Raw genomic sequence first — 13540 nt, 5'->3', positions numbered from 1 at the left:
TGCACTGCCAGCCGCCCACCGCCGGGCGGACGACTGATGGGCCGGATCCCGGCCGAACAAGAGTGTAAGCGCTTGCAGGTTTAACCTGCAACTGTTTTTATTTCCGCTGCTGATTCCGTGGGGCGCCTCCCTAGCCGGAGCCCGGACTCAGCGCAGGACGTAATGCCGCAGGAACGCACTGACGTCCACCATCTCGGCTTTGGACATGGCGTGGCCCATGCCGGGATAAGTGCGCGCCGTGAGCCGGGTGTGCGTGTTCAGCCATTCCTCTGTGAAGGCCGTTGCGTCTCCGTTGATTACAAGGTCCGCCTTATCCCTCCCCCAGAAGAACGGGGGCCGCTCATCAAGGGACTCGCTGAGCGCCAGCAAGTCATTGTCCAGGACGAACCCGGAAAGCCCCACCACCGCTGGGAAATCCTGCGGCCGCAGGCGCAGGAGCGTGCTCGCCATGGCCATACCCTGGGAATAGCCCAGCAGGCTCACGCTGGTGTGGAGCGGCCTGGCTGAGTCGATCCAGGAGAACACGGAATTGGCGGCCGCGATAACGTCGGCAAAGTCGTTGGTCAGGAAATAGTCCAGCAGGAACCAGCCGTAGCCGTTCGCGATTGGCATGGGTGCCCGCAGCGCGGCGCACGTGAATTCCTCGGGCAGATAATCAAAGAGATTGACCATCCTGGATTCGTCGGTGCCGTAGCCGTGCATCATTACCAGCAGCGGGGTGCGGGCACGCTCCTCTTCCGGCTTGGACCATACAACCGTCTCCATCCGATCAGCCTAGCGACTCCCCGGAAAGCCTGCCCCCCGCTGACCTGCGGATTTGATTGAAACCGGAGGTATCGGGATGTAGCCTGACGCTTGACAGCATGCTTAGCAAATGAGGCCCGTCAACCGCACGAACCAAGGTTGCAAGAAGTCCGCGAACGCAAAGGAGCAAGTCATGAGAATAGGTTCCTCCATCTTCCTTATTGCCCTCGGCGCCATCCTCGCCTGGGCCATCACGCCGGGCCTTATCCCCAACGTGGATTTGACGCTGATCGGCTACATCCTGATGGCCGTCGGCGTCATTGGTCTCATCGCCTCGCTGGTCATTGCTTCCCCGGGCAGGAGCCGCCGCGTCAGCGAGACACGCTCGGTCGTGGATCCCAACACGGGCGAGAGAATCACCCGGAACGAAAGCCGCGACGGCGGCCTTTAGCGCGGCGCCGAAACGAACGGGCCGTAGTGAACGCACCGGGCAGCGCCGGACCGGACCTTCGGGTCCGGTCCGGCGCTTTTGGTTTTCTGTGGTTTTTCGTTGACAAACCAACATGAACGAAGATAAAGTCAAGTACTTGCAGATCTGTGACAACGGTCACGGTGGAACGGGTCCAAGCAATCAACAGATGCAGGAAAGACGCACTGCGGGAGACGCAGGGCAGTCAGTACGCAATGGAGGGTATGTGTTTGCCGAGGAGCGTCAGCAGCAGATCGCCGGGCTTGTGGCAGCCAGCGGCCGCGCCAGCGTGACCGACCTGGCCGAGCGCTTCCGCATCACCACCGAAACCGTCCGCCGGGACCTGGCTGCCCTGGAATCCGCCGGCACGGTGCGCCGCGTCCACGGCGGCGCCGTCTCCGCAGACCGCTTCAGCACCACGGAGGAGAGCATCCTCGAGCGGACCATTCAGCGGCAGGCGCAGAAGCTGCGTATCGCCGAGGCCGCGCTCGGTTTCCTCCCGAAGGGGCCCTCCAGCAGCATTCTTCTGGACGCCGGTTCGACCACCGAAGTCCTCGCTGACCTCCTCGCCCGCCGCGGCGCGTCAAGTCCTGCCAAGCATGACGATCCCGCCCAGGAGCTCCTTGTCATCACCCACGCCGTTCCCATCGCCGCCAAGCTTGCCAGCACGCCCGGCATCGCCCTGCAGCTTCTGGGCGGCCGGGTCCGCGGACTTACGCAGGCCGCGGTAGGCCAAGGCACTGTGGAAGCGGCCGGCAAGCTGCGGCCGGACATCGCTTTTGTGGGGACCAACGGCATCCACGCCAGCTTTGGCCTTAGCACCCCAGATTCTGAAGAAGCCGCAGTCAAGGCTGCCTTCGTCCATTCGGCACGCCGCATTGTGGTCCTGGCCGATTCGTCCAAGCTGGAAGCGGAAACGCTCGTCCAGTTCGCCTCGTTGAAAGATCTGGATACCGTGATCACTGACCGCAAACCCGGCTCCGAACTAGCTGCGGCCCTCGCCGAGGCCGGCGTGGAGGTGGTAGTCGCATGATTGTCACTCTCACAGCCAACCCCAGCCTGGACCGGACGGTGGCGCTGCCCGGCCCGCTCGAGCGGGGCGAAGTCCAGCGCGCAGTTTCCGTCCGCCAGGAGTCCGGCGGCAAGGGAGTCAATGTTTCCCGCGCCCTCGTGACCTCCGGCCTCGAAACACTTGCAGTGTTGCCCGGGGCGGAATCCGATCCCGTGCTGGCTGGCCTGCGGGAAGAGGGCGTGCCCTTCGCGTCGCTCGCCATCCATGAAGCGCTGCGCACCAACGTGGCCCTTACGGAGCCGGGCGGTGTGACCACCAAGATCAACGAGCCCGGCCCGGTCCTCGGCGAGGACGCCCAGGAGGCGTTGATCAGCCTGCTCCTGGAACGTTCGCGCGGAGCCAGCTGGGTTGTTCTGGCGGGTTCGCTTCCGCCCGGTGTCCCCGCTGATTTCTACTCCACGGTCACCCGCCGGCTGCGCAACGCCGACGCCGGAGCGGGCGTTCCGAAAATTGCGCTCGACTCCTCCGGCGCTCCCCTGGCAGCGGCGGTCGCCGGCGACGCACCGGCAACAGCCACAGCCACAGTTTCCGGAAAACCGGACCTGCTCAAACCCAACGCCGAGGAGCTGGCGGAACTGGCCGCAGCAGCAGGTTTTTCCTCGGCAAGCACGGCTGAGGAACTCGAAGCGGATCCGTACGCTGCCGCTGCGGCAGCTGCCGCCGTCGTGCGTTCCGGTGTGGGGGCCGTGTTGGCAACGCTCGGTTCCAAGGGCGCTGTCCTCGTGACGGCCGACGGCGCGTGGCTGGCCACGCACCCGCCGGTCACCGCAGTCAGTACGGTCGGCGCGGGTGACTCGTCGCTGGCCGGCTACCTGCTGGCCGCCAGCCTGGGTGCCGCCCCGGCTGACTGCCTCCGCCAGGCTGTGGCGCATGGCGCCGCCGCCGCTTCCCTGCCGGGCTCCACCGTTCCGGCAGTCCACCAAACAACCCCCGACGCCGTAACCATCACGGCCCTCCGGAAGGATTGACAGTGACTCAGCTCATCACCGCGGACCTGGTCGAGCTTGACCAGAACCTGGGCAATTCGCCCGAGGACGTGATCCGGCACCTGGCCGGCCGTGTTGCCGCCAACGGACGTGCGAGCGAAGTTGAAGGCCTCTTCACCGATGCCTTCGCCCGCGAGCAGAAGACGGCCACCGGCGTGCCCGGCGGCATCGCCATCCCGCACTGCCGCTCGGCCGCCGTAACCGAACCCACCCTCGCCATGGCACGCCTGTCCGAGCCCGTCGACTTCGGCGCCAAGGACGGCCCCGCCGACCTCATCTTCTTCATCGCTGCACCGGCCGGCGCCGACCAGGAGCACCTTAAGCTGCTGTCCAAGCTCGCCCGCTCGCTGATCAAGAAGGACTTCACCGGCTCGCTGCGCGCGGCCACCTCCCGGGAAGAAATCGTGGAGCTCGTGGACAACGCGCTGGCAGACAAGCCTGCTGCGGCTGCCGCACCGGAAACGGCTACGGCTTCCACTTCCGCGGCAGCCGGCGCTGTTGCCGGCGGCGCCGTATCCGGCGGACCGCGGCGCCTCGTCGCCGTAACCGCCTGCCCCACCGGCATCGCGCACACCTACATGGCCGCTGACTCCCTCGTGGCAGCAGCCAAGGAAGTGGGCGTGGACCTGCAGGTCGAAACGCAGGGCTCCTCGGGTGCCAAGCCCCTGGACCCCGCGGTCATCGCCGCCGCCGACGCCGTGATCTTCGCCGTCGACGTGGACGTTCGCGGCAAGGAGCGCTTCGCCGGCAAGCCGGTCATCAATGCACCGGTCAAGCGCGGCATCGACGAGCCCGCCAAGATGGTCCAGGAAGCACTGGACGCTGCGGACAACCCGCACGCCCGCCGCGTTCCGCATTTTGGCGCCGAGGAGCAGGCCGAAAAGGAAGCCGCCGAAAAGGGCGAGCACATCGGCCAGAAGCTGAAGAGGGCTCTGCTCACCGGCGTCAGCTACATGATCCCGTTCGTGGCCGGCGGCGGCCTGCTGATCGCGCTGGGCTTCCTGCTCGGCGGGTACGACATCACCGGAGTCGCTGACAAGGTTGTTGTTGAGAACAACTTCGGCAACCTGCCCGAAGGCGGCCTCGCCATCTACCTGGGCGCCGTGATGTTCAAGATCGGAGCCCTGTCCATGGGCTTCCTGGTACCGGCACTTGCGGGTTACATCGCCTACGCGATAGCTGACCGCCCGGGCATCGCGCCGGGCTTCGTTTCCGGTGCCGTGGCCGGATTCATGGGTGCGGGCTTCCTCGGCGGCATCGTCGGCGGCCTCCTCGCCGGTTACATCGCCCACCTGATCGGAACATGGGCAGTGCCGCGCTGGCTGCGTGGCCTGATGCCCGTCGTCATCATTCCCCTTCTGGCATCCATTGTCGCTTCCGGCCTCATGTTCATGGTGCTGGGCGGCCCGATCGCTGGCCTCACCGCCGGACTCAACGCCTGGCTCTCAGGCATGACCGGCGCCTCCGCCGTTGTCCTCGGAATCATCCTCGGCCTCATGATGTGCTTTGACCTCGGCGGCCCGGTTAACAAAGTGGCCTACGCCTTCGCGGTCGCTGGCCTGAGCGCCGGCAGCGCCACCAACCAGGCCCCCTGGCAGATCATGGCCACCGTGATGGCCGCAGGCATGGTGCCGCCGCTGGCGATGGCCTTGGCCACCGTGCTGGACAAGAAGGTCTTCAGCCTGGCCGAGCGCGAAAACGGCAAGGCGGCCTGGCTGCTGGGCGCCTCCTTCATCTCTGAGGGTGCCATTCCGTTCGCAGCTGCAGACCCCCTCCGCGTCATTCCCGCCAGCATGGTCGGCGGGGCTGTCACAGGTGCCCTCACCATGGCCTTCGGCGTCACGTCCCAGGCACCCCACGGCGGCATCTTCGTGTTCTTCGCCATCGGCAACGTGCTGATGTTCATCGTGTCCATCCTGGCCGGAACCGTAATCACGGCGGTCATCGTGGTCGCCCTCAAACGCTGGGCTGCCCGCAAGGCCGTTGATACGGTGGAGTCCGTCCCTGTAACTGTCTGACCCCAGCTGTCCTTCAGCATTCCAACCCGCACTGCAATTGCAAGGAGCAGAAATGTCCGAACGTAACGCAACCGTCGCCAGCCGCGTAGGCCTGCACGCCCGCCCCGCCGCCATCTTCGCCGAGGCCGCGGGCGAGTTTGACCTCGACATCACCATCGCCCGCGAAGGGGAGCCCGCCGACGAGGCTATGGACGCCGCCAGCATCCTTTCCCTCATGAGCCTTGGCGCATCGCACGGCGATGTTGTGGTGCTCCGGGCCGAGGGTGACGGCGCCGACGCAGCCCTCGAGCGCCTGGTCCAGATCCTGGAAACGGACCACGACGCCGAATAGGGCACCGCGCGCTTTACGGCCGGTTTCCGTCGCAGTCCCCTCAGAGGGCGGCCGGCGGAGGCCGGCCTTAGCCGTTTCCGGATGGATTTTGCTGCTGTGAGCGACCGAGGGGACATCGCGCCTGATCAGCACGCCATTCCATACAAGTAAGCAAACTTAGTAGTTTCTTGTTTTTGATTCTGCGCCCTACTAGCTTGGAACTGTGGCCAGCCATGGAATGACCGGCGAAACTGCCGGGCTGAAGGAGGAAGACAGCGTGGAAACCTTGCAGGAAAGCGTGGACGTCGAGGTACCAGTCAGCACCGCCTACAACCAGTGGACGCAGTTCGAGTCGTTCCCCCGCTTCATGAAGGGGGTCGAGTCCGTCGAGCAGATCGACGAAACCTCCCTCCATTTCCGCACCAGCGTGGCCGGCGTCAAGCGCGAATACGACGCGCAGATCCTGGAACAGACGCCGGACCGGTGCATTGCCTGGGTCAGCAAGGACAAGCCGCGCAACGCCGGCCGGGTGACCTTCGAGAGCCTGGGTGAGGACCTCTGCCGAGTGAACGTGGAACTCGAATGGGAGCCGGAGAGCCTGCTTGAGAGGGCCGGAGCCGCAGCCCACGTTGATGAGCAGCAGGTGTCCTCCGACCTGGAGCGGTTCAAGGAGTTCATCGAAACCCGCGGGATCGAGACGGGCGCCTGGCGTGCCGCTGTGGCCCGGGGCGAAGTGGACAGTCCGGGAGCCCACTGACCTGATCCCGCACTGACCAGATCCTGCGATCGTTCCTTGCGACCGATCGATCCCTCATGGAGGTAGCCATGCCAGAGAAGAAGAATCCCAATTCCTAGGCGGGTGCACGTGCAGCCGCGCGGCGGGGGGCCCGCTCTTTCAGGCGCCCTTCCGCGCGGTCTTCGCCGTGGACGCGGTCTTCGTGGTGGACTTGGCAGCAGCGCCGGTTTTCGAAGCCGCGCTTGTCTTGGAGGCAGTGCCCGTCTTCGACGCAGTACCGGTTTTGGACGCGGTGCCGGGTTTGGAAGCAGCACTCGTCTTGGCAGCGCCGGCGGTCTTGTTCCGGGCGGTTGCAGTCGCCTTCTTGGCAGGACCGCTCTTGGCTGTTCCGGCGTTGGAATCCTCGGTGTCCTTTTTGGCGGCGCTGCTCCGGCTGCTGCGCTTGGCCGGTTTGGCCGGCTCGTCTTCCGCCGACTCGTCCTCACTCGACTCTTGTGCGGCCGCCCCTCCCCCGCGCTTCTTGTCGAGGCTGCGCTTCAGGGCTTCCATCAGGTCGATGACTTCGCCGTTGCCGCCCTCGGCCTCGGCACCGAACGTCTCTTCCGTGTCCAGCGCATCGCCCTTTTCCAGCTTCGCCTCGATGAGCTGGCGAAGCTGTGCCTGGTAGTCGTCGGTGAACTGCTCGGGCTCGAAGTCGGAGGCCATGGACTCCACCAGCGCGGCGGACATCTCACGTTCCTGCGCGGAGATGCGGATGGACGTGTCCAGGGCCGGAAACGCTGCTTCGCGGACTTCGTCCGCCCACAGCAGGGCCTGGAGCATCAGGACGTCGTCGCGGATGCGCAAGGCACCCAGCCGGGTCTTGTCCCGCAGTGCGAACTGCACCACGGCTACGCGCTCGGTATCCTCCAGTGCCCGGCGCAGCAGCATGTAGGCCTTGGGCGACTTGGAGTCCGGCTCCAGATAGTAGCTCTTCTCGAACATAATCGGGTCAAGCTGGTCCGAGGGCACAAACTGCACCACTTCGATCTCGTGGCTGTTCTCCGCGGGAATGGCCTTGAGCTCCTCTTTGGTGAGGATCACTGTCCGGCCGTCGTCCTCGTACGCCTTCTCGATGTCGGAGTAGTCAACCACCTCGCTGCATACCTCACAGCGGCGCTGGTAGCGGATCCGGCCGCCGTCGGCGTTGTGCACCTGATGGAGGCTGATGTCGTGGTCTTCGGTGGCGCTGTAGACCTTCACCGGGACGTTGACCAGCCCGAACGCGATGGCGCCTTTCCAGATGGCTCTCATGGGACAAGTCAACCGCACGCAGGCCCTGAGGTGAAGCCCCATGGCCGGCGGTAAGGAACGCGTGCGGGTCGGCGGCCGCGAACTGACCCTGACAAACCTCGACAAGGTGATGTACCCCGCCACCGGCACCACCAAGGCGGACGTCATCGCCTATTACGCCGCTGTGGCCCCGGTGCTGATCCCGGCTGCCAGGAACCGCCCGGCAACCCGCAAGAGGTGGGTGCACGGGGTAGGAACCGAGGCCCAGCCCGGCGAGATGTTTTTCCAGAAGAACCTGGACGACTCAGCGCCGGGCTGGGTGCCCCGCGCCGCCATCACGCACAAGACCAACACCAACTACTATCCGCTGGTCAACGATCCGGCCACGCTCACCTGGCTGGCGCAGATCGCCTCGCTGGAAATCCACGTGCCGCAGTGGACGGTGGACTCCCACGGCAGTGCCCTGCCTCCTGACCGGCTGGTCCTGGACCTCGATCCCGGGGAAGGGGCGGGACTGCCCGAATGCGTAGAGGTGGCCAAGCTGGCGCGGACCATCCTGCAGGACGTGGGGCTTGATCCCCTTCCGGTCACCAGCGGCAGCAAGGGGATCCATCTGTACGCCGTCCTGGACGGTACACAGACGTCCGATGAGGTCTCCGCCTTCGCCCGTGAATTGGCCCGTGCCCTGGAGGCCGACCATCCGGACCTCGCGGTCAGTGACATGAAGAAGTCCCTCAGGACGGGAAAGGTCCTGGTGGATTGGAGCCAGAACAACGCTGCGAAGACCACCATCGTTCCGTATTCGCTCCGCGGCCGCCTGCACCCCACTGTGGCGGCTCCGCGTACCTGGCGGGAGTTGAGTTCGCCGTCGCTGAAACACCTGGACTATCAGGAGGTCATGCGCCGGGTGGCGGCCGGCAAGGATCCCTTCGCCCCGGTCAGTTCGGCCACCGGGCACCTTGTCGCAGGCCAAGCCGGCACCGGCCGCCCTGACGGCGCCGGCAGCGCAAACGCAGCCCACCTGGACCACGCACCCACGGGAACCGCAGGACTGCGCGGCGGTGGGCACGCGGATTCCCGGCTGAATAAGTACCGCTCCCTGCGCGACCAGGGCAAAACACCGGAGCCGTTCACCGCGGAAGAGCACCACGCGGCAAAGGCTAACGGCGTTGCGGCGCAGGCGGGCAAGGAGATCTTCGTCATCCAGGAGCACCATGCCAGCCGGCTCCATTACGACTTCCGGCTGGAGCACGAGGGTGTGCTTGTCTCCTGGGCGCTGCCGAAGGGCGTGCCGGAGTCAGGGGACAAGAACCACCTGGCGGTGCAGACCGAAGACCACCCCATGGACTATGCCGATTTTGAGGGCGACATCCCCAAAGGCGAGTACGGGGCCGGCAGCGTCAGCATCTGGGACAAAGGTGTCTATGAGCTCGAAAAATGGGTCAACGGCAAAGAAGTCATTGCCACACTGACGGGCCGTGAGGGCGGCGGCCTTGGCGGCACCAGGAGGTTCGCCCTGATCCATACCGGGAAAGGCCACGGCGAGGAGTCGCAGTGGCTCATCCATCTGATGGACCGGGTCCCGGGAACGCGGAAAAAGCTGGGCGGCACCAAAGGAGCCGCGAGCTCCAAGGAGCCGGCTGCTGCCAAAGAACCAGAGAGCCCGGCCCGCACGGCCGCTTCGAGGCCGGCAGCACCCCGAAAGGACACCCTCCGGGAGGACCCGGCCCCCATGCTCGCCTCGGCCGGCACGCTGGCGGATCTGCATGGCAGCGAATGGCTCTTCGAACTGAAGTGGGACGGGATCCGTGCGCTCGTGGTGGCGGACGGCGATCAAATCAGGCTCCTGAGCCGGAACGGCAACGACATGTCGGCCAGCTATCCCGAATTCACGGACAGGAGCTGCTGGCCCCCGCAGGACTTCATCGCGGACGGTGAGATCTTCGCCGTCGGGCCTTCCGGGCGGCCCGACTTCGGGCTCCTGCAGGGAAGGATGAAGCTGACGAGGCCGGGCGACGTGAAACGGGCCCGTGCCACCATCCCGGTGCGGATGATGCTCTTTGACCTGCTCGCCGACGACGGCGACGACCTGCGCAGGCTGCCCCTGAGGAAGCGGCGGGAACGTCTCGCGGACTTCTTCGAACCTGGCGGGTGCCCGGTGGAACTGTCGGAGACCCTCGACGAGAAGGTGGAGCACATCCTGGAAAGCGCCCGCGAGCTGGGCCTGGAAGGCGTGATGGCCAAGCGCGCGGACAGCCGCTACGTAAGCGGGCAACGGACCCACACGTGGATCAAGCTCAAGATCGAACAGACGCAGGAAGTGGTGGTGGGGGGTTGGCGTCCTGGTAAGGGCGACCGGTCCAACACCGTGGGGTCCCTGCTGGTGGGCATTCCGGAGGGCAAGACGCTGCGGTATGTGGGCCGCGTGGGAAGCGGCTTCAGCATGCGTGAACTGGAGGAGCTGCGGAAAAAGATGGAGGGACTGGCGCAGAAGACGTCGCCGTTCGATGATGTTCCGTCAGCGGATGCGGCAGACGCGCGCTGGGTGGACCCCGCCCTGGTGGGTGAGGTGGCCTTCGGCGAGTGGACAGGGAGCGGCAAGCTTCGCCACCCGGTATGGCGCGGCTGGCGGCTGGACAAGGAACCGGCGGAGGTGGTGAGGGAAGCATGAAACAGCCTGGCGACACCCGATACTGGGCGTAGCCAGGCTGTCCGTATTTTCAGCTGGTCAGGACGAGTGCGGCATCTGCGGGCGGCCGGTCCGGTGGATCGCCGTCACGGCAGCGCCCTGTCCCGCGCGTCCGGGACTTGCACCGTGTTCCTTGGGGTGGCGCCGTTTGCCGCTGCCATCCGGCCACTGCTTTGCCCCGCCCATGGCCGCAGTCACGGCCAGGGTCTCGGGAGTGGGCAGCGCCGGCCTTTCCATCGATTCGGCCAGATGCGCAGCGACATCCGGCTTGATGCTGCTTCCGTTGTAGGAGTCGGCCATTTGTTCTTCCTTTCCGCGATGAAATGAAGTTGTTCCCCATATTTAGATCAGAGAATCCGCCGTCACCGGATGGCAAAGAAGCCTGCTCCAGTGAAGAAGCATTGCGAAGCCAGAAACCTGAAAGGCGGAGTTAGTTGCGGCGGCGAATGCCGCGCCATGGCACGTCCATTACTCGAAGATCAGTGTTCCCATGGGTCCACCTTAGGCAGAATCACGTCGTCCTGGAAGAGACTGAGTACTTAGTCGTCGGCCCCGGTCCGGAAGGATCCTTCCCACACCGCACGGGATCCCGCTTCCCCGACAATCGCCACGGAGGCTACGGCACCACCGCAGAGCACCAGGGCGACCACGACGGCGACAATCCCCGCGATACGGGACCCGGCGGTGCCCATTCGCCGCCTCATCACTTCTGCCTGCGAGGTGCCATAGCGGAACCACAGCCACTGGGCCAGGGCCACGAGGAACACGCCCACCACCCATGGCAGGAGCATCCCGGCGAGCTGCATGTGGGCATTGATCCGCGGCGTCACATCAACACGGTCCAAGAGCCAGGCGCCGGCCGCTGCCGTAACCGGCACCAGGATCAGGGCCAGCAGGGCGACCAGCGGCGTGACGATCCCCAAACGCCGTCGGGCGGCGGGCCAGAGAAGGCTGAGCAGCGTGCAAAGGGCCGCCAGCGGAACGAAGACCACCGTGGCGTGGACGAGCAACACATGCATCGGCAAACCGCTGATCTCGTAGTCCATGGCGAACACCCTGTCTGGAAGAAGTAAAACCGTCTGCAAGTTATGAACGCTCAGTCCCGGCCTCCCGGTCCACCATCCCGGGTCCTGAACCTGGACCTAACCAATCAGACGAGTAGCGACGCTGTTCGGTTCAATTACCGCCCGTCCGCCGCCGTGCACGCCCCGCCCGGCGGGACCGGACTCGGGGCGCCCGAAAGGACGGATTCGGCGCGGAATCGGGGCGGAAGAGCCCTGTTCCAGAAAAAGGTTTGATAACGATCGCCCCTGCCGCGGAAAATCCGCAGGATGGCGGGGCCAGATCGGCCAAAACAAATCTGGCTTCAGCGCCGTTTTGCCCCCTAAACCGGGTGATCATACGGCACCGAACTCTCGAAATCCATGGAAATCACGTAAAATTGAAGGCCTGCCCGGAGCGGGGCAGCTATAAGTCGCAAGCAAATGACCTCCACAGGAGTTGCCCAAATGCCCACAGACCGAAGCACGACCGACTCTTCAGCAGGCGCCAGGAACGCCAGCGGAACTGACCAGGCCGCACCCCACAGTGCGAAGAAACCCAAGCTGCTCGCGCGGCGCCGGCTCAAGGTATCCGACGTTAACGTCGTCGACCAGCCCATGCTCAAGAAGGCCCTCGGCGGCACGATCGTGGGCAACACCATGGAGTGGTACGACGTCGGCGTATTCGGCTACCTCATCACCACCATGGGTCCGGTGTTCCTGCCGGAGGCCGACAAGAGCGTGCAGACGCTGTTTCTCCTGGGCACGTTCGCTGCCACCTTCATCGCCCGCCCGCTGGGTGGCGTCGTGTTCGGCTGGCTCGGCGACAAGATCGGCCGCCAGAAGGTCCTCGCGGCCACGCTGATGCTGATGGCGGCAAGCACCTTCGCCGTCGGCCTGCTGCCCGGCTACGCGCAGATCGGCATGTGGGCAGCCGCCCTCCTGGTGGTGCTCAAACTCGTGCAGGGTTTCTCCACCGGCGGCGAGTACGCCGGTGCCACCACGTTTGTGAGCGAGTACTCGCCGGACAAACGCCGCGGCTTCTTCGCCAGCTTCCTGGATATGGGCAGCTACCTCGGCTTCGCCCTGGGTGCCGCGCTGGTGTCCGTGCTGCAGCTGACGCTGGGCCAGGCCGCCATGGAGGACTGGGGCTGGCGCCTGCCGTTCCTGATCGCCGGTCCCCTGGGCCTGATCGCCGTGTACTTCCGAAGCAAGATTGAGGAGTCCCCGCAGTTCCAGGCCACCCTGGACGCGCAGGAGGAACTCGCCAAGGACGCTGCCGCCGGTGATGAGGCCACAGCAAAGGGCCCGGTGGGCATCGTCAAGGCCTACTGGCGCTCCATTATCGTGGCCATGATCCTCGTGGCGGCGGCCAACACCGCCGGCTACGCACTGACGTCCTACATGCCGACCTACCTCACAGAGTCCAAGGGTTACGACCCTGTCCACGGCACGCTGCTCACCATCCCGGTACTCGTGGTCATGAGCCTTTGCATTCCGCTGACCGGCAAGCTCTCGGACCGCATCGGCCGCCGCCCGGTTCTCTGGATCGGCGCCGTCAGCACCGTGGTCCTCGCTGCCCCGGCGTTCATGCTGATCGGCATCGGCAGCGTCTGGTCAACCCTGGCCGGCCTGTCGCTGATCGCCTTCCCCGTGACCTTCTACGTTGCGAACCTCGCCTCCGCGCTGCCCGCGCAGTTCCCCACGGCCAGCCGGTACGGCGCCATGGGCATTGCCTACAACTTCTCCGTGGCAATCTTCGGCGGTACAACGCCGTTCATCGTGGCCGCCCTCATCAGCGCCACCGGCAACGACATGATGCCTGCCTACTACCTGATGGCCACCTCGGCCGTTGGTGCCGCGGCCATCTACTTCCTCAAGGAATCCGCCCAGCGCCCGCTGCCCGGCTCCATGCCCAGCGTGGACACCCAGGCCGAGGCCCGTGAACTGGTGGCCACCCAGGACGAGAACCCGCTGATCGACCTCGACGAACTGCCGTTCGAGACCGTCGATGAACCGAACACTGGTCCGGAAAAGGAAAGTGATCTGGACAAGGAACTCGACGACGAACCGAACAAGGTGCCCGCCCGCACCTGATGCCGCTATCGGCTGATGGAGGCGAAGGCTGGCGCGGCTGAAGGCCCGTCCGGCATGTCCCTTTCCACGGGGCACGCCCGGCGGGCCTTCGCGCTGCCACGCCTCCC

The 13540-nt window shown here is 65.5% G+C and carries 12 protein-coding genes; 8 read left to right on the top strand and 4 right to left on the bottom strand.

The features are described from left to right. Positions 1-147 precede the first annotated feature (147 nt). Entirely contained in the window at positions 148-765 is a 618-nt protein-coding gene (locus tag DBZ45_RS07595) for an alpha/beta hydrolase (RefSeq protein ID WP_111903306.1), read from the bottom strand. Positions 766-937: 172 nt separating this feature from the next. Between DBZ45_RS07595 and DBZ45_RS07590 the strand changes: the two genes are divergently transcribed. The 6 genes from DBZ45_RS07590 (at position 938) to DBZ45_RS07565 (ending at position 6356) form a co-directional block, all read left to right on the top strand. Beyond that, positions 938-1195: a DUF6458 family protein gene (locus DBZ45_RS07590; protein WP_111903305.1), complete on the top strand. Its 258-nt coding sequence runs from the start codon at positions 938-940 to the stop codon at positions 1193-1195. A 244-nt stretch (positions 1196-1439) separates the two neighbouring features. Beyond that, positions 1440-2246, top strand: coding sequence for a DeoR/GlpR family DNA-binding transcription regulator (locus DBZ45_RS07585; RefSeq protein ID WP_111903304.1), 807 nt, complete (start codon positions 1440-1442; stop codon positions 2244-2246). After that, positions 2243-3253: a 1-phosphofructokinase family hexose kinase gene (locus tag DBZ45_RS07580; RefSeq protein WP_111903303.1), complete on the top strand. Its 1011-nt coding sequence runs from the start codon at positions 2243-2245 to the stop codon at positions 3251-3253. Before DBZ45_RS07585 ends, DBZ45_RS07580 begins: the two co-directional genes overlap by 4 nt. Before the next feature lie 2 nt (positions 3254-3255). Further along, complete coding sequence (locus tag DBZ45_RS07575) at positions 3256-5289, top strand: PTS fructose transporter subunit IIABC (RefSeq protein WP_111903302.1); 2034 nt, start codon at positions 3256-3258, stop codon at positions 5287-5289. 52 nt (positions 5290-5341) lie between these two features. Next, entirely contained in the window at positions 5342-5620 is a 279-nt protein-coding gene (locus DBZ45_RS07570) for an HPr family phosphocarrier protein (RefSeq protein WP_102972873.1), read from the top strand. 202 nt (positions 5621-5822) lie between these two features. Then, positions 5823-6356, top strand: coding sequence for an SRPBCC family protein (locus tag DBZ45_RS07565; protein WP_223256971.1), 534 nt, complete (start codon positions 5823-5825; stop codon positions 6354-6356). 138 nt (positions 6357-6494) lie between these two features. Here the strand turns inward: DBZ45_RS07565 and ku are convergent, their stop codons facing one another. Next, positions 6495-7628: a non-homologous end joining protein Ku gene (gene ku, locus DBZ45_RS07560; RefSeq protein ID WP_111903301.1), complete on the bottom strand. Its 1134-nt coding sequence runs from the start codon at positions 7626-7628 to the stop codon at positions 6495-6497. A 40-nt stretch (positions 7629-7668) separates the two neighbouring features. On the opposite strand from ku, the gene DBZ45_RS07555 reads away from it, so the two are divergent. Further along, positions 7669-10278: an ATP-dependent DNA ligase gene (locus DBZ45_RS07555; protein ID WP_111903300.1), complete on the top strand. Its 2610-nt coding sequence runs from the start codon at positions 7669-7671 to the stop codon at positions 10276-10278. Between the two features lie 57 nt (positions 10279-10335). Here the strand turns inward: DBZ45_RS07555 and DBZ45_RS07550 are convergent, their stop codons facing one another. Next, a complete protein-coding gene (locus DBZ45_RS07550; protein ID WP_111903299.1) occupies positions 10336-10596 on the bottom strand; it encodes a hypothetical protein in 261 nt (86 codons plus the stop codon). Positions 10597-10835: 239 nt separating this feature from the next. Then, entirely contained in the window at positions 10836-11342 is a 507-nt protein-coding gene (locus DBZ45_RS07545) for a DUF2231 domain-containing protein (RefSeq protein WP_111903298.1), read from the bottom strand. Between the two features lie 462 nt (positions 11343-11804). Between DBZ45_RS07545 and DBZ45_RS07540 the strand changes: the two genes are divergently transcribed. Further along, entirely contained in the window at positions 11805-13433 is a 1629-nt protein-coding gene (locus tag DBZ45_RS07540) for an MFS transporter (protein WP_111903297.1), read from the top strand. Positions 13434-13540: the final 107 nt, after the last annotated feature.

The organism is Arthrobacter globiformis (genome assembly GCF_003261175.1).
In the GTDB taxonomy this organism is placed as follows: Bacteria; Actinomycetota; Actinomycetes; order Actinomycetales; family Micrococcaceae; genus Arthrobacter; species Arthrobacter globiformis_A.
This window is presented reverse-complemented; position numbering and strand designations above follow the sequence as displayed.